18 protein-coding genes are annotated in these 21,117 nt (G+C 73.4%); 7 read left to right on the forward strand and 11 right to left on the reverse strand.

What is annotated here, in order from left to right; genetic code table 11:
- Nucleotides 1-23 precede the first annotated feature (23 nt).
- Complete coding sequence (locus ACFSBI_RS08675) at nucleotides 24-1,271, reverse strand: ROK family transcriptional regulator (protein ID WP_377934024.1); 1,248 nt, start codon at nucleotides 1,269-1,271, stop codon at nucleotides 24-26.
- 196 nt (nucleotides 1,272-1,467) lie between these two features.
- Between ACFSBI_RS08675 and ACFSBI_RS08680 the strand changes: the two genes are divergently transcribed.
- The 4 genes from ACFSBI_RS08680 (at nucleotide 1,468) to ACFSBI_RS08695 (ending at nucleotide 5,243) form a co-directional block, all read left to right on the forward strand.
- Complete coding sequence (locus ACFSBI_RS08680; RefSeq protein ID WP_377934026.1) at nucleotides 1,468-2,640, forward strand: Gfo/Idh/MocA family protein; 1,173 nt, start codon at nucleotides 1,468-1,470, stop codon at nucleotides 2,638-2,640.
- A 135-nt stretch (nucleotides 2,641-2,775) separates the two neighbouring features.
- The gene (locus ACFSBI_RS08685) at nucleotides 2,776-3,747 is read left to right on the forward strand and encodes an aldo/keto reductase (protein WP_377934028.1); all 972 of its coding nucleotides are present in this window, start codon (nucleotides 2,776-2,778) and stop codon (nucleotides 3,745-3,747) included.
- 33 nt (nucleotides 3,748-3,780) lie between these two features.
- Entirely contained in the window at nucleotides 3,781-4,815 is a 1,035-nt protein-coding gene (locus ACFSBI_RS08690) for a Gfo/Idh/MocA family protein (protein WP_377934030.1), read from the forward strand.
- Nucleotides 4,812-5,243 (forward strand): heme-binding protein, encoded by a 432-nt coding sequence (locus ACFSBI_RS08695; protein WP_377934032.1) that lies wholly within the window; start codon nucleotides 4,812-4,814, stop codon nucleotides 5,241-5,243. Before ACFSBI_RS08690 ends, ACFSBI_RS08695 begins: the two co-directional genes overlap by 4 nt.
- An 88-nt stretch (nucleotides 5,244-5,331) precedes the next feature.
- Here ACFSBI_RS08695 and ACFSBI_RS08700 read toward each other — a convergent pair whose 3' ends face one another.
- From ACFSBI_RS08700 to ACFSBI_RS08710, 3 genes are read right to left on the reverse strand one after another with little or no spacing between them, the layout of a single operon-like run.
- A complete protein-coding gene (locus tag ACFSBI_RS08700; protein ID WP_377934034.1) occupies nucleotides 5,332-6,372 on the reverse strand; it encodes a LacI family DNA-binding transcriptional regulator in 1,041 nt (346 codons plus the stop codon).
- A gap of 34 nt (nucleotides 6,373-6,406) precedes the next feature.
- On the reverse strand, nucleotides 6,407-7,675 hold the full coding sequence (locus ACFSBI_RS08705; protein ID WP_377934036.1) for an endo-1,4-beta-xylanase: 1,269 nt from the start codon (nucleotides 7,673-7,675) through the stop codon (nucleotides 6,407-6,409).
- Nucleotides 7,672-8,655, reverse strand: coding sequence for an acetylxylan esterase (locus tag ACFSBI_RS08710; RefSeq protein ID WP_377934038.1), 984 nt, complete (start codon nucleotides 8,653-8,655; stop codon nucleotides 7,672-7,674). Before ACFSBI_RS08710 ends, ACFSBI_RS08705 begins: the two co-directional genes overlap by 4 nt.
- 92 nt (nucleotides 8,656-8,747) lie before the next feature.
- Here ACFSBI_RS08710 and xylA point away from each other — a divergent pair, with 92 nt between their 5' ends.
- Nucleotides 8,748-9,941, forward strand: coding sequence for a xylose isomerase (gene xylA, locus ACFSBI_RS08715; protein WP_377934040.1), 1,194 nt, complete (start codon nucleotides 8,748-8,750; stop codon nucleotides 9,939-9,941).
- Between the two features lie 25 nt (nucleotides 9,942-9,966).
- Entirely contained in the window at nucleotides 9,967-11,394 is a 1,428-nt protein-coding gene (xylB, locus tag ACFSBI_RS08720; RefSeq protein ID WP_377934042.1) for a xylulokinase, read from the forward strand.
- Nucleotides 11,395-11,601: 207 nt separating this feature from the next.
- Here the strand turns inward: xylB and ACFSBI_RS08725 are convergent, their stop codons facing one another.
- The 3 genes from ACFSBI_RS08725 to ACFSBI_RS08735 form a co-directional block, all read right to left on the reverse strand.
- Nucleotides 11,602-12,318 (reverse strand): class F sortase, encoded by a 717-nt coding sequence (locus tag ACFSBI_RS08725; RefSeq protein WP_377934044.1) that lies wholly within the window; start codon nucleotides 12,316-12,318, stop codon nucleotides 11,602-11,604.
- Nucleotides 12,319-12,322: 4 nt separating this feature from the next.
- Nucleotides 12,323-13,087, reverse strand: coding sequence for a hypothetical protein (locus ACFSBI_RS08730; protein WP_377934046.1), 765 nt, complete (start codon nucleotides 13,085-13,087; stop codon nucleotides 12,323-12,325).
- A 238-nt stretch (nucleotides 13,088-13,325) separates the two neighbouring features.
- Nucleotides 13,326-15,545 carry a glycoside hydrolase family 3 N-terminal domain-containing protein gene (locus tag ACFSBI_RS08735; protein ID WP_377934047.1) on the reverse strand — a complete coding sequence of 740 codons (2,220 nt, stop codon included), beginning with the start codon at nucleotides 15,543-15,545 and terminating at the stop codon, nucleotides 13,326-13,328.
- A 510-nt stretch (nucleotides 15,546-16,055) separates the two neighbouring features.
- Here ACFSBI_RS08735 and ACFSBI_RS08740 point away from each other — a divergent pair.
- A complete protein-coding gene (locus ACFSBI_RS08740; protein ID WP_377934049.1) occupies nucleotides 16,056-17,081 on the forward strand; it encodes a hypothetical protein in 1,026 nt (341 codons plus the stop codon).
- Nucleotides 17,082-17,411: 330 nt separating this feature from the next.
- Here ACFSBI_RS08740 and ACFSBI_RS08745 read toward each other — a convergent pair whose 3' ends face one another.
- Genes ACFSBI_RS08745 through ACFSBI_RS08760 form a run of 4 tightly spaced genes read right to left on the reverse strand, consistent with a single transcriptional unit; the run spans nucleotide 17,412 to nucleotide 21,091 of the window.
- A complete protein-coding gene (locus ACFSBI_RS08745) occupies nucleotides 17,412-18,143 on the reverse strand; it encodes a ThuA domain-containing protein (RefSeq protein ID WP_377934051.1) in 732 nt (243 codons plus the stop codon).
- Complete coding sequence (locus ACFSBI_RS08750) at nucleotides 18,140-19,228, reverse strand: Gfo/Idh/MocA family protein (RefSeq protein WP_377934053.1); 1,089 nt, start codon at nucleotides 19,226-19,228, stop codon at nucleotides 18,140-18,142. Before ACFSBI_RS08750 ends, ACFSBI_RS08745 begins: the two co-directional genes overlap by 4 nt.
- Before the next feature lie 58 nt (nucleotides 19,229-19,286).
- Complete coding sequence (locus ACFSBI_RS08755) at nucleotides 19,287-20,126, reverse strand: ABC transporter permease (protein ID WP_377934055.1); 840 nt, start codon at nucleotides 20,124-20,126, stop codon at nucleotides 19,287-19,289.
- Nucleotides 20,123-21,091: an ATP-binding cassette domain-containing protein gene (locus tag ACFSBI_RS08760; RefSeq protein ID WP_377934057.1), complete on the reverse strand. Its 969-nt coding sequence runs from the start codon at nucleotides 21,089-21,091 to the stop codon at nucleotides 20,123-20,125. The genes ACFSBI_RS08755 and ACFSBI_RS08760 overlap by 4 nt, the downstream gene beginning before the upstream one ends.
- Between the last annotated feature and the right edge of the window lie 26 nt (nucleotides 21,092-21,117).

Raw genomic sequence — 21,117 nt, forward strand, 5'->3', positions numbered from 1 at the left:
GCCGACGGAGCGGTGCGGCGCGGTCAGGCGGAGCGGTGCGGCGTGAGGTGGCGGTGGAGCACGACCGAGGCCGCGCCGAGTGCGGCGGTGCCCGATCCGGCGGAGGCGAGCCGCACCGAGATCGGGTGCAGCTCGCGCATGAACGCCGTCCGCTCGACGCGGCGGCGGACCGCGCCGAGGAACGCCTCCTCGGTGCCGGCGAAGCCGGAGCCGGCGAGGACGACGAGGTCGAGGTCGAGGGTGTTCACGAGCGCGCCGACCGCGGCCGCGAAGGTCTCCGTGGCGCGTCCGAGGATCGCCGCCGCGCGCGGCTCCCCCTCCTCGGCCAGCGCCGTGAAGCGGCGGTAGACCTCCGGGTTCGGGGTGGCGGCGTCCACGTCGAGCCGCTCGCAGAGGCCCTCGTCCGCGCGCACGGCGCGCACGATCGCGCGGGGGCTCGCGACGGTCTCGAGGCAGCCGCGCGACCCGCACCAGCAGTCGACGCCGTCCGGCTCGACCGTCACGTGCCCGATCTCGCCGGCGTTGCCGGACGCCCCGTGGTAGATCGCGCCGTCGATGACGATGCCGGCGCCGATGCCGCTCGACATGTAGACCGCGACGAAGTCGCGCGCGGGCTCCTTGCTGGACCAGAACTCGCCGAGCGCCGCGCAGTTCGCGTCGTTCTCCCGCAGGACCGGCAGCCCGAGCATCCGCTGCAGCTCGGAGGCGACCGGGTACGGCTCCCAGGCGTCGAAGAAGGAGGTGTCGACCACCCCGCCCATCGGCGACCCGCGTCGGCCCGCGACCGCGACGCAGGCGCCCACGACCGACTCCCGGTCGACGCCCTCGCGCTCCAGCAGCGTCTCGACGGCTGCGGCCAGGCGCTCGAGGGCGACGGCGGGGTCGTCGAAGCCGGTGCCCGGCGCCTCGACCCGGGCGAGCTCGCCGCCGTCGGCGCCGCAGAGCACGACGACGCTGCGGTTGAAGTCGAGGGTCATCCCGATGGCGCGGATGCCGCCGCCGTTCAGCCGCAGCAGCTCGGCGCGCTTGCCGCCCGTCGACTGGGCGTAGCCGGCCTGCACGACGAGACCGGTCGCCAGCAGCTCCTTCACGATCTTCGAGATCGTCGCCTCGGTGAGCGCCGACCGGCGTGCGAGGTCGACCCGGCTGATCTCCCCGCTCGCGCGGATGAGGTCGAGCACGGCGCTGCGGGTGTCGGACGACGACCGGCCGCGCATGGTCCGGCGCGGCGCGGCGGTGGCGTCGTGGGGCGGGTCCGAGAGCTGGGTCATGAGGGGCGTCCGCCCCGTCGGGACGTCGGACGGCGGGGGTCACGATACCGCCGGGCCCGAGCGGCGGCGCAATGGTCGGCGGCTCCGCCGGGCGCGGCACGGGTTGCACCGGGCCGTCCGGGACGGCTTCACTGCTCGTCCCGGGCGGACGCCGCCCGCCACCGCGGCACCGCCCGCGAGAGCTCGAGGAGGAGCCATGACGCACCTGCGGGGACGCGAGGACGGCCGGACCGCGATCAGCGCGGCGATGACCGCCGACGCCGTCCGGACGAAGCGCATCGACACCCCGGCGCCCTGCCGGTACGCGGTCGTCGGCTCCGGCTGGCGCGCGCTCGCCTACCTCCGCCTCGCCCACCTGCTGCCGGACCTGTTCGAGGTCACGGGCGCGGTGACGCGGCGGGAGGAGCCCGGCCGGCAGGTCGAGACGGACTTCGGGGTGCGCTCCTTCCGCAGCGTCGAGGACGCGCTGGCGGCCGACCGGCCCGACTTCGTGGTGCTGTCGGTGCCGTGGCCGGTCACGCCGGAGCTCACCCGCGCCCTGGTCGAGCGCGGGGTGCCCGTGCTGGCGGAGACGCCGCCCGCGCCCGACGTCGACGGCATGCGGTCGCTCTGGGCCGACGTCGGCGCCGCGGACCTCGTGCAGGTGGCCGAGCAGTACCCGCTGATGCCCCTGCACGCCGCGCGGCTGGGCCTCGTGCGGGACGGCCTGATCGGCGTGCCCGGCAGCGCGCAGGTCAGCTCGACGCACCTGTACCACGCGGTCGCGCTGATGCGGGCGGCCCTCGGCGCCCCGATCGGCCCGGTGACCGTCGATGCGCGCGCCTTCCACGCCCCGCTCGTCGACCCGATCACCCCGGCCGGGTGGACGTTCGACGCCGAGCCGAAGCGGGCCCGGACCGTGCTGGCGACGATCGACTTCGGCGACGACCGCTCCGGGCTCTACGACTTCACCGACAACCAGTGGTGGAACCCGGTGCGCCCGGACCGGTTCACCGTGCGCGGCTCGACCGGCGAGGTCCACGACGAGACGGTCGTGCGCATGGCGGACGCGACGACCCCGGTCGTCTCCCGCATCGAGCGGGCCGTGACCGGCGTCGGGATGAACTACGAGGGGGCGGACCTGACCGCCCTCGTGCTGGACGGGAGGCCCGTCTTCCGCAACCCCTACGAGGGCGCCCGGCTGAACGACGACGAGGTCGGCACCGCCGCGCTGCTCTCCGCGACCGGCGCCTGGGCGCGGGGCGAGGGCCCGGCGCCGTACCCGCTCGCCGAGGGGATGCACGACCACCGCGTCGGCATCGCGATCGAGGAGTCCGCGGAACGGGGCACGGCGGTCGAGGTCGGCGACGAGGCGTGGGGCGGGCGCTGAGCAGGCGCTGAGGAGGAGGAAAACTTTCTCAACCTGCTTTTGCGATGTGCGGCGCCCCGCGCCTACGCTCGAGCAGCCGCACGGATGGACGCGGCGGACGGACCGTCCGCCGCCCGCACCTCGGAAGCAGGATCGATGACGACCGAGCCCGACTCCCCCGTGCGCCCCGGCGGGTCCGGCTGGCTGCGCCCGCTCGGCTCGACCGGCCTCACCGTATCCGCGATCGCTGCCGGCGGCGGGCCGATCGGCGGGATGCCGGAGCTGTTCGGGTACGACACCCCGGAGGACCGGGCGCTCGAGGTCGTCGCCGCGATCGCCGCGTCGAGCATCCGCATGATCGACACGGCGAACGGCTACTCGGGCGGCCGCAGCGAGGAACGGATCGGCGCCGCGCTCGAGGCGCTGCCCGGCCACGACCTGCTGGTGGCGACGAAGGTCGACGCGAAGGACGGCGACTACTCGGGCGACCGCGTCCGCGCGTCGGTCGACGAGAGCCGCTCGCGGCTGCGGATGGACGTCCTCCCGCTCGTTCACCTGCACGACCCCGAGTTCCACCCGGACGCCGGGTTCGAGCGGCCCGGCGGGGCGATCGAGGCGCTGGTCGCGCTGCGCGAGCAGGGCGTGATCGGCCACCTCGGCCTCGCCGGCGGCCACCGCCCGACCATGGAGCGGCTGCTCGCCACCGGCGAGTTCGAGGTGCTGCTGACCCACTCCCGCTCGACGCTGCTCGACCGCACCGCCGACCCGCTGATCGACGACGCCCGCTCCCGCGGCCTCGGCGTCGTGAACGCCGCGGTGCTGGGCGGCGGGCTGCTCGCCTCGCGCTCCGCGAAGCCCCTCTACGGCTTCCGCCCGGCCCGCCCCGAGGTGCTCGAGGCCGCCGCGGCGCTGCACGACCTCGCCGACGAGCACGGGATCGCCCTGGCCGACGCCGCCGTGCAGGCCTCGGTGCGCGACGAGCGCGTCGACGCGACCGTCGTCGGGTTCTCGAGGCCCGAGCGCGTCCCCCGCCTGCTCGCCTCCCTCGCCGCGCCGATCCCCGCCGTCTTCTGGGAGCGCGCGGACGAGCTGATGCCCGATCCGAGCGCCTGGCTCGACGCCGCCTGACCGACCGACCACCGGACCGACCTGAGGAGCACGATGCCGACGACCGCCATCCCGAGACCCCGCCCCCTCGAGCCCGCGCCGACGCTGCGCTGGGGCGTGATCGGCCCCGGCGGGATCTCGGAGCGCTTCGCGGCCGCGCTCGGCCGGCACGGCTCGCAGCGGATCGTCGCCGTCGGCTCCCGCTCGCTCGAGCGCGCGCAGGCCTTCGCCGAGCGCCACGGCGTCGGCACCGCCGTCGGGTCGGCGGAGGAGCTGGTCGGGCTCGACGAGGTCGACGCGGTCTACGTCGCGACGCCGCACCCCACGCACCGCGAGCTGGCCGAGCTCGCCCTGCGCGCCGGCAAGCACGTGCTCGTGGAGAAGCCGATCGCCATGGACCGCGCCGAGGCGGAGGCGATGACGTCGCTCGGCCGCGAGCTCGGGCTGCTCGTCATGGAGGCGATGTGGACGCGCTACCTGCCGCAGGCGGACGTGCTCGCGCAGCTGCTCGACGACGGGGCCGTCGGGGAGGTGACGCACGTCTCGGCCGACTTCGGCTTCGTCATCGGCTTCGACCCGAGGAGCCGGCTGTTCGACCCGGCGCTCGGCGGCGGCGCGCTGCTCGACGCCGGGGTGTACCCGGTGTCCTTCATCACCTCGGTGCTGGGGCTGCCCGACTCGGTGCAGACGGCGGGCACGCTCGCCGAGACCGGGGTCGACGACCACGCGCAGCTCACCCTCGCCTACGACGGCGGCGCGCTCGCCGCGGCGACCACCTCGCTGCGGTCGGCCCTGCCGACCCGGGCGGTGGTGAGCGGCACGGCGGGCCGGATCACGCTCGAGCCGGCGTACATCCGGCCGAGCGCGCTCACGCTGTCCACGAAGGGCATGTGGGGGCCGGACGACGACGCGACGACCTGGACCGACGACGCGCTCGACGAGCCGTACGACGCGATGCACTACCAGGCGGACGCGTTCGCGCGGTACGTAGCCGACGGCCTGCTCGAGTCGCCCGTGCACGACCACGCCCGCACCGTCGGCGTGATCGGCGTGCTCGAGGACGCCCGGAAGGCGCTGGGCGCGCGATGAGCGACGAGGAGATCCCGGACTTCGACCGGTTCGGCATCGACGAGGCGTGGCGCATCGGCGCCGCGCTCGTGGAGCGGTGCCGGGCGGAGCGGCTACCGGTCGTGATCAGCATCACCCTCGGCGCGCAGCGGGTGTTCCACGTCGCGCTGCCTGGCGCCACCGCCGACAACGACGTGTGGGCGGACCGGAAGGCGCGGGTCGTCCGCCGGTTCGACCGGTCGTCGCAGGCGGTCGCGGAGCACTACGGCGTCGACGACGACCCGGGCTTCTACGAGCGGTTCGCGCTCGACCGGCGCGAGTACGCAGTCGGCGAGGGCGCGGTCCCGATCCGGGTGCACGGCGCCCAGGTCGGCGTGCTCGCGATCTCGGGCCTCGAGACCGGCGGCGACCACGACCTCGCCGTCGAGGGGCTCCGCGCGGGCGCCTGATCGCGCTCCCCGCTGCCTGGGCAGCGCTCAGCGACACGGGCGGCGTTGCGCAACGCCGCCCGTGCTGCTGCGGCGTGCCCAGGCGCGGTCAGTCGCGGGGCGGGGCCGTCGAGCCGCGGACGACGAGCGACGTCGCGAGGTCGATGTGCGAGACGGCGAAGCCCGGCTCGTCGCGCAGGCGGACGAGCAGCCGCGTCGCCTGCTCGGCCATCTCGGCCAGCGGCACGCGGATGGTGGTGAGCGCCGGCGCGACCCACGAGGCGGCCTTCAGATCGTCGTAGCCGACGACGGAGAGGTCCTCGGGGATGCGGATGCCGAGGGAGCGCGCGGCCTCGTAGACGCCGAGCGCCTGCAGGTCGTTCGACGCGAAGATCGCCGTGGGCGGCTCGGGCAGCTGCAGCAGCGCGGTGCCCTGCTCCAGGCCGTCGCGGTGGTGGAACTCGCCGCGGCGCAGGTAGTCGGCGGGCAGCTCGACGCCCGCGCCCTCGAGGGCGGCCCGGAACCCGGACAGGCGCGCGACCGAGGCGATCATGTCGTCGGGCCCGGTGATGATGCCGATGCGGCGGTGGCCGAGGCCGAGCAGGTGCCGGGTGGCGTGCAGGGCGCCGGTCCAGTCGGCCGAGCCGACCGAGTGCTCCGTCGGCCTGGCGTGCCCGCCCTGGTCGATCGTGACGACGGGGATCTGCCGCGACTGCAGGACCCCGCGGGGCGCCTCCGGCAGCTGCACGCCGATCAGCAGCACGCCGACCGGGCGGCGCCCCAGCACCGCGTCGAGCCACCGCGGGTCCGCCTGCGTGCGGTCGAGCGTGCCGGAGACGACGACGCCGAGGCCGTGCTCCCGCGCGATCCGCTCGACGCCGGCGATCAGCTCCACGGCCCAGGTGCTGTCGATCTCGAAGACGAGGACGTCGATCAGCGACATGGTCGCCTGCGTGGCCGTGCGCCGGTTGTAGCCCTGCTCCTGCAGCAGGCGCTCGATGTGCGCGCGCCGCTCGTCCGAGACGCCGGGGCGCCCGTTCAGCACCTTCGAGACCGTGGAGATCGACACCTCGGCGGCCTCGGCCACCTCGGCGAGCGTCGCCCGCACCGCGCCGGATCGCACCTCGTCGCCGCCACCGCCGCCCGCCATGCGGCCGAGCGTACCGAGCGGACGGCCGCGGCGATCAGGCGCCCAGGCGCACCGCCGCCGTGGACTCCCCCGTCGGCACCGCGAAGCCCGCCTCGTCGCCGCCCTGCGCGACGCGGTAGTCGCCCGCGAAGCCCTCGACCTCGACCACGCCGTCCCCGTCCGCGCGCATCGTCGTCGGCGCGAGCCACCACTCGCCGCGGATCAGCCCGCGCAGCGCCTCGTACCCCGGCTTCTTCGAGCCGTCGGCGCGCAGCAGGCCGCACGGCGCGCCGAGCCACGACCCCGCATCGGTGAGGCCCCAGTAGTTCACGACCTGCACCGACGGGTGCTCGACGAGCGACCGGTAGTGGCGCACGAGCTCCTCGGCCTGCCGCGCCTCCCCCTCCTCCGTCGTCGGCCACTCGGGGATGCGGTAGTCGTTCAGGTCCTCGATGTGCGACGGCATGAGGTGGCCCGAGACGAGCGTCGTCTCGGTCATGTGCAGCGGCAGCCCGAAGCGCGCGAAGCGGTCGAGGATCCCGGTGACCGCCTCCTCCCCCCGATAGCCCTTGTGCATGTGGGTCTGGAGGCCGATGGCGTCGACCCGGATCCCCGCCTCGAGCACCTCCTCGATCAGCCGCTCGTACGCCGGCGACAGGTCGAAGTCGTTGATGAGCAGCGTCGCCGACGGGTTGCCGGCGCGCGCCTCCTCGAAGGCGAGCCGGACCGTCGCCAGCCGGCCGTTCTGCGCCGCGAGGTCAGTGATCCGGTTCGCGCCGTTGTCGAACACCGGCATGATCACCGCTTCGTTGATCGCGTCCCACACGTCGATCAGGCCCGCGAAGTCCGCGGTCAGCCCGCGGGAGCGGGCGCGCTGCAGCGACTCGACCTCGTCGAGGGGCAGCTCGGCCTGCCAGGCCGGCGTGACGGTGTGCCACATCAGCGGGTGGCCCTTCACCGTCACCCCGCGGTCGGCGAACCACTGCGCGGTGCGCCGCAGGCGCTCGGCGTCCGGCGCACCGCGGCGCGGCTCGTAGCGGCCCCAGTAGAACGGGAGCGTCGTCTGCCCGAACAGCCCGAGGTAGGCCTCCTCGAGCACCGGCAGCGGGATGCCCTCGGCCGTGCCGAACGCCTCGACCTCGTCCGCGCCCTCCGGCGCGGGCCCGCCGACGAGCGGCAGGAAGTCGAACCCGATGTTGCCGAAGCCGAAGGCGTGCCGCACCTGCGCCACCTCGACCTCCGCGCCGGGCAGCGGCCGGCCGGCCGCGTCCTGCACCGTCAGCCGGACACGTCCGCGCCGGTGCTCCGTCCTCGCGTCGCTCATGCTCGGGTCCCTTCGCTGCCGAGGTGGCGGGCGAGGAAGGCCAGCGCCGCGGCGGTGTCCTCCGGCCCACCGCCCTCGTGGCCGTTGTACGGGTGCAGCAGGAGGTCCTTCGCGCTCGACGGGCTCGCGTTGAACGCCGCGAACGGGCCCGACGGCGGGACGACCGCGTCCATCAGCGCCGCGGTGACGAGCAGCGGCGCCGTGATCCGCGAGGCGAAGTGCACGCCGTCGATGTGGGACAGCACGTGCAGGACGGACGCGATCTCGCCCCGGTGCACCGCGAGGTACTCCACGATCTCGTGGAACGGCTTCGCGTCGGTGATCGTGATGGCGCGCGGGATGTCGCAGAGGAACGGCACCCGGGCGACGACCGCGCGGACGTCGTCGGCGAGCGCCCCCGCGGCGAGCGCTGCAGCGCCGCCCTGGCTGCCGCCGTGCACCGCGATCCGCTCGCCGTCGACGAGGTCGAGGGACCGGGCGGCGTCGACCGCCATCACCGCGTCCGTGAAGAAGCGGCCGTAGTAGTAGGTCTCGATCGAGCCGATCCCTCGGGTCATCACGCCGGGCGCCTGCGGGCCGGTGCCGAAGTCGTCCGGCGTCGCGCCCTCGCTCCAGCCGGAGCCCTGGCCGCGCGTGTCCATGAGCAGGTGCGCGTAGCCGGCCGCCGAGTAGGCCAGCTCGTCGAGCGCCGAGCCGCGGCCCCCGCCGTACCCGACGTAGTGCACGACCGCGGGCAGCGGCCCCTCCGCGTGCGCGGGCGCCCGCAGCCAGGCCCGGATCGGCTGCCCGTTCCAGCCGGAGAACTCGACGTCCCAGGTGCGGATCGCGGTGAGCCCCGTGTCGACCTCGGTGAGCCGCGGGGCGACGGCGCGCTCGCGGGCCACGGCGATGGAGCCGCGCCAGAAGGCGTCGAACCCCTCGGGCTCCGGGACCGTGCTGCGGTAGCCCCGCAGCTGCTCCTCGGGCAGATCGGTGAACACGGTGCTCCTCCCGCCGGCGGCCTTGCCGGGTCCCACTGTAGGGCTTATGTTGTCTCTCGCAACATTCTCCTTTCGATGAAGAGACGGAACCCATGGCCGAGCAGCCCACCCGTGACGACAAGTTCTCCTTCGGCCTCTGGACGGTCGGCTACAACGGCACCGACCCGTTCGGCGGCCCGACCCGCGAGCCCCTCGACGTCGTGCACGTCGTGGAGAAGCTCTCCGAGCTCGGCGCCTACGGCCTGACCTTCCACGACGACGACCTCTTCGCCTTCGGCTCGACGGACGCCGAGCGGCAGAACCAGATCGACCGCCTCAAGCAGGCGCTGGCGGACACCGGCCTGATCGTGCCGATGGTCACGACCAACCTGTTCAGCGCGCCGGTCTTCAAGGACGGCGGCTTCACCTCCAACGACCGCGCCGTGCGCCGCTTCGCGCTGCGGAAGGTGCTGCGCAACATCGACCTCGCCGCCGAGCTCGGCGCGAGCACCTTCGTCATGTGGGGCGGCCGCGAGGGCGCCGAGTACGACACCTCGAAGGACGTCCGCCAGGCGCTCGAGCGCTACCGCGAGGCCGTCAACCTGCTCGGCGACTACGTCACCGACAAGGGCTACGACATCCGCTTCGCCATCGAGCCGAAGCCGAACGAGCCCCGCGGCGACATCCTGCTGCCGACCGTCGGCCACGCCCTCGCCTTCATCGACTCCCTCGAGCGTCCCGAGCTCGTCGGCCTGAACCCCGAGGTCGGCCACGAGACGATGGCGGGCCTCAACTTCACCGCCGGCATCGAGCAGGCGATGTACCACGGCAAGCTGTTCCACATCGACCTGAACGGGCAGCGCTCGATCAAGTACGACCAGGACCTGGTGTTCGGTCACGGCGACCTGCACACGGCCTTCTCGCTGGTCGACCTGCTCGAGCACGGCGGCCTCGCCGGCGGCCCGGGCTACGACGGCCCGCGCCACTTCGACTACAAGCCGAGCCGCACCGAGGACGAGACCGGCGTGTGGGACTCCGCCGCCGCGAACATGCGCATGTACCTGCTGCTCAAGGAGCGCGCGCAGTCCTTCCGGGCCGACCCGGAGGTCAAGGAGGCGCTCGAGGCCGCCAAGGTGCTCGAGATCGCGAAGACCACCCTGAACGAGGGCGAGTCCTACGACGACCTGCTGAAGGACACGAGCGCGTACGAGGACTTCGACGCCGACGCGTACCTGAACGGCCACGGCTTCGGGTTCGTGCGCCTGCAGCAGCTGGCGGTCGAGCACCTGCTCGGCGCCCGGTCCTGACCTCCACGACCGGAGCATCGGACCGATGACCCTGGTCGCCGGCGTCGACTCGTCGACGCAGAGCTGCAAGGTGGTCGTCCGCGATCTCGAGACGGGTGCGGCGGTGCGCTCCGGGCGCGCCGCCCACCCGGACGGGACCGAGGTCGATCCCGCCGCGTGGTGGGACGCGCTGCTGTCGGCGATCGCCGACGCCGGCGGGCTCGACGACGTCGAGGCGGTGTCGATCGCCGGGCAGCAGCACGGGATGGTCGCGCTGGACGCCGAGGGCCGCGTGATCCGCGACGCCCTGCTCTGGAACGACACCCGCAGCGCGCAGGCCGCCCTCGACCTGATCGAGGAGGCCGGTGCCGAGGCGCTCGCCCAGGGCACCGGCAGCGTGCCGGTCGCCTCCTTCACCTCCACGAAGCTGCGCTGGCTGCGCGACGCCGAGCCGGACAACGCGCAGCGGGTCGCCGCGGTGGCCCTCCCGCACGACTGGCTGACCTGGCGCCTGCTCGGATACGGGCCGGAGGCGGACTCCCCCTCGGGCCCCGTGCTCGAGGCGCTGACCACCGACCGCTCGGACGCGAGCGGCACCGGCTACTACGACGCGGTGCGCGACCGGTACGACCGCGGGATGATCGAGCTGGCGCTCGGTCACGACGTGGTGCTGCCGCGGGTGCTCGGCCCGGGCGACCGCGCGGGCCGCACGGTCGCCGGGCTCCCGGGCGTGCCCGAGGGACTGGTCGTCGGTGCGGGCGCGGGCGACAACGCCGGTGCCGCGCTCGGCCTCGGCGCGTCCGCGGGTGACGTGGTCGTGTCGATCGGCACGTCCGGCACGGTCTTCGCGGTCAGCGAGACGCCGACGCACGACGCCTCCGGCACGGTCGCGGGTTTCGCGAGCGCGTCCGGCGAGTACCTGCCGCTGATCGCGACGCTGAACGCGGCGCGGATCCTCGACCGGATCGCGGCGCTGCTCGGCGTGGACCACGACGGCCTGGGCGCGCTGGCGCTCGACGCCGAGCCGGGTGCGGACGGCCTGGTGCTCGTGCCGTACTTCGCGGGCGAGCGCACGCCGAACCTGCCCGACGCGACCGCCTCGCTGATCGGCATGACCCTCGCCTCGACGACGCGGGAGAACCTCGCGCGCGCCGCCGTCGAGGGGCTGCTCTGCTCGCTGGCCGACGGCCTCGCGGCCGTGCAGGCGCAGGGCGTGGTGGCCGAGCGGCTGCTGCTGATCGGCGGCGCGGCGCTGAACCCGGCGGTGCAGGCGGTCGCGGCGCAGGTGTTCGCGGAGCCGGTCGTCGTCCCCGCGCCGCAGGAGTACGTCGCGGCGGGCGCCGCCGCGCAGGCGGCCTGGGCGCTGAGCGGTCGCCGACCCGAGTGGCCGGTGCCGGACGTCGCGTCGCCCGCGCCGGACCACCGTCCGCAGATCCTCGAGCAGTACCGCGCAGCCGCGACCCGCGCCCGCTGACGCGGACGTCGTTCCACCGCCTTCCCGCCGGTCGAGGTGCGAGCGCCTTCCCGCCGGTCGAGGTGCGAGCGCCTTCCCGCCGGTCGAGGTGCGAGCGCAGCGAGCCTCGAGACCACCCACGCCCACGGGCCGGGGTGATCTCGAGGCTCCGCCGCGCTCCGTCCCTCGACCGACGGCGGTCGACCGCTCCCGCCCGCTGACCGCGCGTCAGCCGGTGGAGCCCACGAGGTGGGCGAAGACGACCGTGTTCGCGGCGTACTCGTGGGTGGTCGGGTCCCAGTCGCCGCCGCAGGTGATGAGGCGCAGCTCCGAGTCCGGCGTGTTGCCGTAGACCTCGAGCTGCGGGAAGTGCGCCTTGGGCTCGTTCTTGACGCGGTCGACGACGAAGTCCGCCGTGATGCCGTCCTTCCGCTCGACCTGGATCTTCGCGCCCGGCCGGATCTGGGCCAGCCGGTAGAAGACGGTCGGTCCGGCACGGAAGGTCGCGACGTGGCCGACGAAGACGGCCGGGCCGATCTGCCCGGGCGTCGGCGAGCCGCGGTACCACCCGGCGGGGTCGTGCTTGTCGTAGCCGGGCACCTGGATCGTGCCGTCGGGGTTCAGGCCGAGCGAGCTCACGTCGGTGTCGATGCCGACGCTCGGCACCTTGAGCCGGGTCGGGACCGACCGCGGCAGGTGCAGCGGTGTCGGGGTGGGGGTCGGCGTGGGCGTGGGGGCCGCGGTCGAGATGGAGGGCGTCGGCGTCGGCGTCGGCGTCGGTGTCGGCGCTGCGGCGGCGGCGACCGGCGCGGCGAGCGCGGCGCCACCGGGAGGGGCGGGCTCCGGCCCGAAGAGGCCGACGCCGATGACGGCGGCCCCTCCGAGCCCGAGCAGCACCGCCGCACCCGTCAGGATGCGACCGGTGCGACGGTGCTGTTCTCGCATCGGCTCAGCCGCGCGCGACCCGGCGACGGGCCACCAGGGTCACGCCGGCCGCGGCGATCAGGCCGCCGCCGAGCGCGAGCGCGCCGGTCTGCAGCGGCGCGGGGCCGCCGCCGGTCTCGGCGCCGCCGGCCGGCATCGCCATCTGCGACGACACGAGCGCGCCGCACAGGGCGGGCGCCGTCGCCGCGAGCGGCAGGGACTTGTCGAGCGGGCTCTTCTCCCCCTGCGCCTGCTTGCTCAGCGTGGCCGGGTTCAGCCCGTGCACCACGACGACGCCGGTGTTGTCCTCGAGCGCCTGCTTGGTGGTCGAGTTGATCGTGAACGTGCGCTCGTACGTGCCGCTGCCGCCCGAGATGGCGGGCACCTTCACGTTCAGGGCCTGGTCCGCGCCGGTGCCGCCGCTGGAGGTCAGCGTCGTGCCGATCTTGCCGTAGTACTCGGCCGCCTCAGGCGTGGAGACGACGCCGTCGCCGTTCTGGTCGGCCGAGGCCGGCGGGCAGGTGTGCTGACCGCCGATGTGGATGTGCGCGACGTGCGGGAAGGCGCCGCCGTTGAACGACTTCGCGAGGCCGCTCGCGGTCAGGTGCACGGTCGCCTGGTCGCCGTTCAGGCTCACGGTGACGGAGCCGGACGCCCCGCTGCCGTTCAGCGCGTCGAGGTGCGCTTGGTAGGAGTCGCCACCACCGGCGGCGAAGGCGGGGGACGCGCCGAGGGCGACGATGCCGAGTGCCAGCGCGGGTGCCGCCAGCAAGGCCTTCTTGTGCTTCATGGGTCTCATCTCCATGGGTCGGCGCCCCTCGGTCACGGGGCGCGTACCGACCCCTTCGGCTCCGAGACCGATCCCGACTGGCCCCGATCCCGACCTCCCAGCCCGCGCTGAGAGCGAAGGACTGATTGCGCAAGAGCAATGCTTGTGACTGCGCAAACAGTCCCCAAAGCGCGATCCGCATCCCGCGCGCGCGACCGCCGTGCGAGCGGACCCCGAGGCGCGCTCGCACGGCGATCGGCTACTCGACCGCGAACTCTGCGTGGGCCTCCGCCGTCGCGTCGGCGCCGACCCAGACGTCGAAGCCGGATGCCTCGAGCACCCAGCCCTGCTCCGCGGCGCTCCAGTAGCGGCGCTCGTCCGGGCCGATCTCGAAGCGCACCGGGGCGCTGCCGCCCGCCGGGACCTCGAGCCGCTGGAACCCCTTCAGCAGCTTGAGCGGTCGCGCCGCGGCGCCGTGGCGCTGGTGCAGGTACAGCTGGGCCACCTCGACCCCGTCGCGGTCACCGGTGTTGGTGATCGTCGCCGTGACGGTGACGACGTCCTCCCTGCCGACGCTCGCGGAGGAGACCGCGACGTCCGAGTAGGCGAAGGACGTGTACGTGAGCCCGTGACCGAACGGGAGCAGCGGGGTGCTCTCCTCGTCCCAGTACCGCTTCCCCTGGTTCTGCGGCTCGAACGAGCGGGTGTGCGAGTAGATCATCGGCACCTGCCCGACGTGCCGCGGCCACGAGAACGGCAGGCGGCCGGTGGGCGCGGCGGCGCCGAGCAGCAGGTCCGCGACGGCCTCGCCGCCGCGCGTGCCCGGGTACCAGATCTGCACGATGGCGGGCACGTGCTCGACCGCCCAGCGCAGGTCGAGCGGCCGGCCGCTCGTCACGAGCAGCACCACGGGCGTGCCGGTCGCCGCGACCGCCTGCAGCAGCTCCAGCTGGCGTCCCGGCAGCTCGAGCGTGGAGCGGGAGGCGTTCTCGCCGACCTGGTTCTGCCACTCCCCCACGACCATCACCGCGACGTCGGCCGCCGCCGCCGCGTCGACGGCGCGCTGGAACTCGGCGTCCGCGTCCCAGCCCTCCGGGTCCGCGGGCACGTTGTTCGGGAACATGTCGAAGATGGAGGGGAAGGCGCGCGGCACCGTGCCGTAGCCCGGCGCGAACGAGACGTCCGAGGCCGCCTTCCGCAGGCCGTCGAGCACCGTGACCGTCTCGTCGAGGTCGTAGGCGAAGATCCAGGGCCCGAGGGTGTCGCGCTTCGAGTCGGCGAGCGCGCCGATGACCGCGATCGAGCGGTCCGGGGCGAGCGGCAGCAGCGCGTCGTCGTTCTTCAGGAGCACGGCGGATCGCCGGGCCGCGTCGCGGGCCGTCTCCCGGTGCTGCGGGTCCGTGAGCACCTGCTGCGCGCGCTCCTCGTCCACGTAGGGCTCGCCGTCGAGCAGGCCCATCGCGGCCTTCGCGGTGAGCACGCGGCGCACGGCGTCGTCGAGCGCCGCCTCCGACACCCGGCCCGCCCGCACGGCGTCGGCGAGGCGCGCGTAGGCGGGCCCCGTGATCGCCATCTCCATGTCGAGTCCGGCCGCAAGTGCCCGCGCCGCCGCGTCCTCCTCGTCCGCCGCGAAGTGGTGGGTCGCGAGGCTCAGCACCGCGTTCGCGTCGCTGACCGTGAAGCCGTCGAAGCCCCAGGCACCGCGCAGCACGTGCTCGAGCAGCCAGCGGTTGCCCGTCGCGGGCACGCCGTTCAGCGGCATGTACGCGGTCATGATGTTGCCGGCGCCCGCCTCGACGGCCGCGCGGAACGGCTCCAGGTAGACGTTCCAGAGCTGCTGGTCGGACAGGTCGACCTCGTCGTAGTCGCGGCCGCCGAGGCTGGCGCCGTAGCCGGCGAAGTGCTTGGGGCCGGCGATGATCCGGTCCTGCTGGCCGATCGCCTCGCCCTGGAAGCCGCGCACCTGGGCGGCGGCCACGGCGGCGCCGAGATAGGGGTCCTCCCCCGCGCCCTCGACGATCCGGCCCCAGCGCGGGTCGCGGGCGATGTCGACGTTCGGCGCGAAGGCCCAGTGGATGCCGACCGCGCGCGCCTCCCGCGCCGCCACCGCCTGCCCGGCCTCGATCGCGGCCGGGTCCCAGGTCGCCGCCATGGCGATCGGGACGGGCAGCACGGTGCGGAGGCCGTGGATCACGTCGAAGCCGAACAGCGCCGGGATGCCGAGGCGGTTCCCCTCCACCGCGAGGCGCTGCAGCCGGTTGATCTCGCCCGGGTCGGTCTGGAACAGCAGGGACCCGACGCCGCTCGCACCGAGCGCCGCCTCGACCTCCGCCGGCTGGTCGGCCGCGGCGTTCGACGCGGGCGACTCCTGGTCGCTGCGGTTGAAGTAGAAGTACTGGGTCAGCTGACCCGCCTTCTCCTCGAGGGTCAGCTGCGCGAGCAGGTCCTCGACGCGCTCGATGGGGGTGCGGTCCGCCACGGGTTCTCCTTCGATCCGGTGCGCACCAGCCTAGGGAGCCCGCGCCGCTCGCCGCCGGGAGCGCCGTCTGGCCGGAGGCCGCAGCGGCAGACAGAGCCGGGAGCCCCTCCGGTGTACCGCTCAGCCCTCCAACCGCGATGCCGACGAGCCGGCTCGCGCCTCCAATGCCGCTGCAACGCCCTCGAACTCCGCCAGGGTCGCTGTCAGGTCCTCCAGGATCGCCCGCGCAATGCCCTCGGGAGCGCGAAGGTTTCCTCAGTTGTCCAACGACTCGTCGCGCAGCACGCCGGCGAAGGGCGCGCCCCTGGTCCGGGGCACATCTGGCGCGCCGAACGCAGGATTTTCCTCGGATCTGTATAGCGTCCGGCTGTGCGCCCGCCCAGACGTCGTCGTGCCTTCGCTCTCCTTACTGGACTGACTGTCGCGGGCGGAAGTCTCCTGGCCTCCTCGACTGCGGCACAGGCCGAGACACGTAGCGGGGAGGTAACGGTCACGCTCCCCTCGTCGATAGTGATCGACGGCAGTCCGGTGCACGTGAAGGTGTCGAGTGCAACACTGACGGACTACTTCGACAAGGTGTACGTCACGCTTTACAACGGCGACGATCTGCAGGATTCAGAGAAGGTCTCGCCCAACCAGCAGTTCACTATGAGCACCCTGCTCATGAAGCCGGGCCTGATCGTCGGTCGCGCCGGTCTTGCCACCACCTACTGCAGCATTTACTCCAACGACCGCTGCAGCCTGGACAGCGACTTCAACTGGTACCAGTTCGTGTACGGCCTCTCCTATCCCGACTCCGCGCCCGCGACCGCTAAGTACGGGTCGAAACTCTCGCTCTCTGCTGTGAACGACGGCACACGAACCACCTGGACCGCGACTGCGCAGCAGTACGGCGGGTACGGCTGGCAGCCCTGGAAGGCCGCCGCGGTCACCATCGGGCAAGCGCGCGTCCTGACGAACGACAAGGGTGTGGCGACCTGGGTCGAGGCAACGTCTCAACTGCACTCCCTCACCGCCACAGCTGAGGAGAACTCCGAGGTGTGGGGCAGCACGAGTGCAGCGGCGCGACCGTCCGCCCCACCTGCCGCATCCGCACCCCGTCCGCCTGCCTCCAGCACACCCCCGACGAGATCGACGAAACCCCCTGTGCGGGTCTCATCCTCCGCCGCTACCGCGGGCAAGGCCCTCGCGAAGAAGGTGAAGAAGGTGCGAAAGGTCATCAAGCTCACGAAGCGCAACGACGCAAATCACCTGCTTGGGAAGAAGCACGGTTACCTGTCCGCCGCGGTCCTGGTCGATCGACGTCTGCGCTGCAAAGGCGAACCGGGCGTCGACTGCGGCGCGACCGTTGAGAAGTTCGCCAGCGCCGCGAAGGCGAAGCAGCGGAAGCGATACATTCAGAGCGTCCTCCACCGCCTTCCTATCCTCGGGAAGGAACGTGACGTAGTCGAGGGCCGGTTCTTGCTGCGCGTGAGCGGCAAACTTCCCGCGAAGCGGGCGACGGCCTACGAAAAGGCATTTCGCGCCCTGCTCTGACCCGTTGAGCGCGCCTCGAGCAGAGCAAGTCACTGAAGTCGATCTTGTTCGACGCCGACTTTGTCACTATTCATCGGCAGCGGCCGCCTCGTCGCGCACTCGCCCCTTATGACGGTCGTCGCGGACGCGCTGCTGGAGTTCGAGGAGCGCGCAGCCCTATTGACGGTAGAGCCGACTCTGACCCGGGTCGCCGCCTCAGCCGGAATCGACCCGCAGGTCACGGAGGCGACGCGGGTGTACGACGATGGCGGCCCCTGGTCCTGAACACGCGAAGCGCCGAGTCGGTCATCTTCCCTGTCGGCGGAACGCCGCGAGTACCGACCCGGGACCTCAGGGGGCGAACCAGCCGGTCGGCCTGTGCTCCGCGGTCAGGTCCTCGCGCGGCAGGCGGGGCGCCGCCCAGCGGATGCCGTTCGCGAGCACCTGCAGGATCTCGGCCTGGTGGTACACCGGGTACTCCTGGTCGCCGGGCGAGAAGTAGAAGATCCGCCCGAGCCCGCGCGTGTAGGTGACGCCGGAGCGGAACACCTCGCCGCCCGTGAAGGACGACACGAAGACGAGCTCGTCGGGCACGGGGATGTCGAACGGCTCCCCGTACATCTCCTGCCGCGGGATCACGATCGGGTTCGGGATCCCCGCCGCGATCGGGTGCGTCCGCTCGATCGTCCAGACCAGCTCGCGCTCACCCTCGCTGCGCCAGAGCAGCGACGCGGTCGAGCCGGTGATGCGCGTGAAGATCTTCGAGTAGTGGCCGCTGTGCATCACCAGCAGCCCCATCCCGGCGAGCACCCGGCGGTGCACGCGCTCGACGACCTCGTCCGACACCTGGTCGTGGGCGATGTGCCCCCACCAGAGCAGCACGTCGGTCTCGTCGAGGACCTGCTCGGTGAGCCCGTGCTCGTCGTCCTGCAGGACGGCGGTGCGGATCACGTCGCCGTCGTCCGCGAAGTGCGGGGCGAGCCCCTTCGCGATCTGCCCGTGGATGCCCTCCGGGTACAGCTCGCGGACGACGTCGTCGCCGCGGGTCTCGTGGACGTTCTCGTTCCAGACGGTGATCCTCATGCGACCTCGACCTCCTGCTGCTGCTGCGCGGACGCGTAGACGGCGTCGAGCACCCGGCTGCGGTGCAGCGCGGAGTCGCCGTAGCTGTCGGCCCACGCACCGGACCGGATGGTGGCGAGGAACTCCTCGATCACCTTCAGGTGGTGGCCGGAGGGCACGTGCACCGTCGGCACCGTCGTGGCGGGGACGCCGTCGATGTCCGAGTAGATGCGGATCGTGTCGTCGGTCGCGTAGTCGCGGACGAACAGCCGTACGCCGCCGGCCGCGCCGAGCAGCTCGACGGCGATGTCCTCCTCGTCCGCGGAGTGGCTGGCCCACGACGTCTCGAGGTGGATGGAGCCGCCGGTGTCGAGGCGCAGCAGCGCGCTCGCGAAGTCCTCCACCTCGAAGGTGCGGGTGCCGCCCGTCGCGCCAGCCGCACGACCGCCGCGGCCCGCGCGCCCGAGCTCGCCGTACGTCACGGCGGAGACCCGCGTCACCTTCGGCTCGTCCATGAGGAAGAGCGCGATGTCGAGCATGTGCGGGCCGAGGTCGATCATCGGGCCGCCGCCCGCCATCGCCTGGTTGGTGAACCAGGAGCCGAGCCCCGGGATGCCCTGGCGTCGTCGCCAGCTCGTGCGGGCGTGGTAGATCCGGCCGATGTCGTGCTCGTCGAGGTAGCGGCGGATGAACTGCACGTCCGCGCGGCGCCGGTGGTTGAAGGCGACCTCGAGCACCCGGTCCGCCTTCCGCGCCGCGTCGACCATCGACTGGGCGAGGTCGCCGGTCGGCGCGAGCGGCTTCTCGCAGAACACGTGCTTGCCGCTCGACAGCGCCGCGATCGCGATGGGCGCGTGCAGGTGGTTCGGCACGCCGACGGAGACGACGTCGAGGTCGTCCCGGGCGACGAGGTCCTCCCAGTCGTGGTACCGGCCCTCGACCCCGCGGGTCTCGGCGAGATGCGTCAGGCGCTCGTCCTCCTGGCCGGCGAGGGCGACGACCTCGACGCCGGGCAGGGACGAGAAGGCGTCGAGGGCGGTCGTCCCGGCGAAGCCGAGGCCGACGACGCCGACGCGGAGCGGCGTGGAGGCGGTCGTGTCAGACATCGCGCCCAGCCTGCCGGGTCGCGACTGCAAACGTTCTCAGCACGCGCCCAGCCGGCGGCTACCGGCTGAGTCGGCGGTAGCGGCGGGTGCAGAGGATCCCGAACAGCAGCGCGATCCCGATGGTCCACGCCGCCGACGCCGCGACGAGGCCGCCGGTGCTGCCGCTCGCGAGCAGCTGCTCGCGCTGCGCCGCCGTGACCGTGTCGCCGAAGATCAACGAACGGGCGGCGTTGATCACGGTGCTGACCGGCTGGTAGGTCGCGAAGCCCTGCAGCCACTCCGGCATCGTCATCACGGGCACGAAGGCGGACGACGCGAAGGTCAGCGGGAACACGATCGGGAACGTGGCGGCGTTGACCGCCTCCGGGCTGCGGACCGACAGCCCGATCAGCGCGTAGCCGAGGCTGACGGCGAGCGCGAAGAGCAGCAGCAGCACGACGCTGAGCAGCAGGCCGCCGAACGACGCGGGCCGGAAGCCGACGATGAAGCCGGTGATCAGCAGGATGACGAGCCCGATCGCGTTGTTCAGCGTGTCCGCGAGCACCCGTCCGGTGAACACGGCGCTGCGGGCCATCGGGAGCGACCGGAGCCGGTCGACGAAGCCCTTCTGCAGGTCGTTCGCGAGCGCGAACCCGGTCGTGCCCGCGCTGAACAGCACCGTCTGCACGGCGATGCCCGGGATCAGGTAGTTCACGTAGTTGACGCCCTGCAGCCCGCCGATCGCGCCGCCGAAGACGAAGCGGAACAGCAGCGTGAACATGATCGGCGACACCACGTTGAAGACGATCTGCTCGGGCTGGCGGACCAGACGCTTGATGTTCCGGCCCGCGATGGCGAGCGCGTCGCGGACCGCCCAGCCGAACCCGTCGCCGGAGCCGGTCGCCTGCTGCACGGTCATCGGGCGGCCTCCTCGGGCTGCGTCTCCTCCGCGGCGTGCCCCGTCAGGGAGAGGAACACGTCGTCGAGGCTCGGCTCGCGCAGCTGCAGGCCGCGGGCCGTGATCCCGGCCGCGTCGAGCCGTCGGACGACGTCCGCGAGCACCGCGGTGCCGGCGCCGGCCGGCACGCGGACGAGGTCGCCCTCCGCGGTCGCCGCGCCGTCCCCCGCCCCGTCGAGCACGCGCACGAGCTCGGCCGCCTGGGCCGCGTCGGCCGCGCGGACCTCGACGAGCGTGGCACCGAGCCGGTCCTTCAGCTCGGCCGCCGTGCCCTCCGCGATGACGCGCCCGTGGTCGACCACCGAGATGCGGTCGGCGAGCCGGTCCGCCTCCTCGAGGTACTGGGTCGTGAGCAGCACCGTCGTCCCTTCGCGCACGAGCCCCTCGATGACGCCCCACAGGTCGACGCGGCTGCGGGGGTCGAGCCCCGTCGTCGGCTCGTCGAGGAAGAGCACGGGAGGCCGGGCGACCAGCGCCGCGGCGAGGTCGAGGCGGCGCCGCATCCCGCCGGAGTAGGTCTTCGCCGGCCGCTTCGCCGCGTCGGCGAGCCCGAAGCGGTCGAGCAGCTCGCGGGCGCGGGCGCGGGCGTCGGCCGTCGGGAGGTGGTTCAGCCGCCCGACGAGCACGAGGTTCTCGAAGCCGGTCAGCATCTCGTCGACCGCCGCGTACTGCCCGGCGAGCCCGATCGCGCGGCGAGCGGCGGCGGGGTCCCGGACCACGTCGACGCCCGCGACGACCGCGCGGCCGCTGTCGGGGCGCAGCAGGGTCGTCAGCACGTTGACGGTCGTCGTCTTGCCCGCGCCGTTCGGGCCGAGCAGCCCGAGCACCGTGCCGGGCTCGACCGAGAGCGAGACGCCGTCGAGCGCGCGCACGTCGCGCCCGAAGACCTTCACGAGGTCCTCGGCGACCACCACCGGTCCGCTCACGCGCGCTCCTCCCGCTGCTGGGTCCA

Origin of the sequence: Amnibacterium endophyticum, from assembly GCF_042680685.1 — a bacterium.
In the GTDB taxonomy this organism is placed as follows: Bacteria; Actinomycetota; Actinomycetes; order Actinomycetales; family Microbacteriaceae; genus Amnibacterium; species Amnibacterium endophyticum.

Bases quoted from the DNA above. Each gene is read 5' to 3' on its own strand.
- ACFSBI_RS08675 (WP_377934024.1), bottom strand. From the start codon at position 1,271: ATGACCCAGCTCTCGGACCCGCCCCACGACGCCACCGCCGCGCCGCGC.
- ACFSBI_RS08680 (WP_377934026.1), top strand. From the start codon at position 1,468: ATGACGCACCTGCGGGGACGCGAGGACGGCCGGACCGCGATCAGCGCG.
- ACFSBI_RS08685 (WP_377934028.1), top strand. From the start codon at position 2,776: ATGACGACCGAGCCCGACTCCCCCGTGCGCCCCGGCGGGTCCGGCTGG.
- ACFSBI_RS08690 (WP_377934030.1), top strand. From the start codon at position 3,781: ATGCCGACGACCGCCATCCCGAGACCCCGCCCCCTCGAGCCCGCGCCG.
- ACFSBI_RS08695 (WP_377934032.1), top strand. From the start codon at position 4,812: ATGAGCGACGAGGAGATCCCGGACTTCGACCGGTTCGGCATCGACGAG.
- ACFSBI_RS08700 (WP_377934034.1), bottom strand. From the start codon at position 6,372: ATGGCGGGCGGCGGTGGCGGCGACGAGGTGCGATCCGGCGCGGTGCGG.
- ACFSBI_RS08705 (WP_377934036.1), bottom strand. From the start codon at position 7,675: ATGAGCGACGCGAGGACGGAGCACCGGCGCGGACGTGTCCGGCTGACG.
- xylA (WP_377934040.1), top strand. From the start codon at position 8,748: ATGGCCGAGCAGCCCACCCGTGACGACAAGTTCTCCTTCGGCCTCTGG.
- xylB (WP_377934042.1), top strand. From the start codon at position 9,967: ATGACCCTGGTCGCCGGCGTCGACTCGTCGACGCAGAGCTGCAAGGTG.
- ACFSBI_RS08725 (WP_377934044.1), bottom strand. From the start codon at position 12,318: ATGCGAGAACAGCACCGTCGCACCGGTCGCATCCTGACGGGTGCGGCG.
- ACFSBI_RS08730 (WP_377934046.1), bottom strand. From the start codon at position 13,087: ATGAAGCACAAGAAGGCCTTGCTGGCGGCACCCGCGCTGGCACTCGGC.
- ACFSBI_RS08745 (WP_377934051.1), bottom strand. From the start codon at position 18,143: ATGAGGATCACCGTCTGGAACGAGAACGTCCACGAGACCCGCGGCGAC.
- ACFSBI_RS08750 (WP_377934053.1), bottom strand. From the start codon at position 19,228: ATGTCTGACACGACCGCCTCCACGCCGCTCCGCGTCGGCGTCGTCGGC.
- ACFSBI_RS08755 (WP_377934055.1), bottom strand. From the start codon at position 20,126: ATGACCGTGCAGCAGGCGACCGGCTCCGGCGACGGGTTCGGCTGGGCG.